The organism is Nocardia sp. NPDC049220 (assembly GCF_040647855.1).
Taxonomy (GTDB): domain Bacteria; phylum Actinomycetota; class Actinomycetes; order Mycobacteriales; family Mycobacteriaceae; genus Nocardia.
Genome location: NZ_JBEZDA010000046.1, coordinates 1 through 1417 on the forward strand (window position 1 = coordinate 1; position 1417 = coordinate 1417).

At 64.7% G+C, this 1417-nt stretch carries 1 protein-coding gene; it reads left to right on the top strand.

The window, feature by feature from the left end:
• Positions 1-1417: condensation domain-containing protein (locus AB0C34_RS31425; RefSeq protein WP_357081050.1), on the top strand; the 1417-nt coding region annotated here is incomplete at both ends.

The window sequence follows — 1417 nt, forward strand, 5'->3', positions numbered from 1 at the left end:
AGCCTCGTACCGGTGAGGAACGGGTCCTGGCGGAGGTGTTCGCGCAGGTGTTGGGTATCGATCGGGTGGGGATCGATGATTCGTTCTTCGATCTGGGTGGCGACAGTATCCTGGCGATCCAGTTGGTGTCGCGGGCGCGTGGTCGTGGTGTGGCGTTCTCGGCGAGGAATGTGTTCGAACACAAGACGGTCGCGGGGTTGGCCGGGTTCGTGCGGTCGGATTCACCGGTGAGGGTGTTGGAGGAGTTACCCGGTGGCGGGGTCGGGGATATGCCATTGACACCGATCGCGCGGTGGCTGGTGGAACGCGGTGGCGGGTTCGGCAGGTTCGCCCAACACATGGTGTTGACGTTGCCGCCGGGTATCGACCGGGCGGGGCTGGTGGCGACGTTGGCCGCGGTGACCGATCACCACGACATGTGGCGGGCCCGGCTGGTCACCGATGAGAACGGGTGGCGACTATCGGTACCCGATCGTGGTTCGGTCGATACCGCCGAGGTGATCGAGCGAGTGGAGTTCGACGAAACGATCACCGCGGCGGAGTTGTCGGTGATCGCGGCAGCGGGTTTGGACCGCGCGTTGTCACGACTGAACCCCCGCGTCGGGGTGATGATCTCGGCGGTATGGCTGGACCCACGCACGAACGGGCCGGGTTCCTGCGACCGGCCGGGTTATCTGGTGTTGGCTGTGCATCATCTGGCGGTCGACGGTGTCTCCTGGCGGATCATCATCCCGGACCTGATCGCGGCGTGGACCCGGATCAGCGCGGGCGGTGTCCCGGCATTGACACCGGTCACGACATCGATGCGGCGGTGGGCGCATGCAATAACCGAACTGGGAACCGACCGGTCCCGGGAACGAGAGATCCCGTTCTGGCAGGCCGTCGCGGCGGGCAACGACCCACTGCTGGGTTCCCGGGCGCTGGACCCGACGGTGGACGTGGCGGCGGTACTACGCAGCGTCGAGGTCGAAATGACCGAAGAGCTCACCACCCAGTTGTTGACCACCGTCCCCACCCGTTTCCACGCCGGGGTCGAGGACGGGTTGCTGACCGCGTTGGTGTTGGCCGTCACAGCCTGGCGGGCACAACGCGGTGAACACCAACCATCGGTACTGATCAACCTCGAAGGACACGGCCGCGAACAACACATCGTGGAGGGCGCGGACCTCTCACACACAGTGGGCTGGTTCACCTCCCTGTTCCCGATACGACTCGACCTGTCGAATGTGGATGTGACCGACGCGCTGGCCGGTGGACCGGCACTGGGCGAAGCCCTCAAAACGGTGAAAGAAGCATTACGGGCAGTTCCCGACAAGGGAATCGGCTACGGCATACTCCGCTACGGCGACCCCGCCACCAGCGACCAGATACCCGCGGTCACACCACAGATCGGTTTCAACTACCTCGGACAGATATC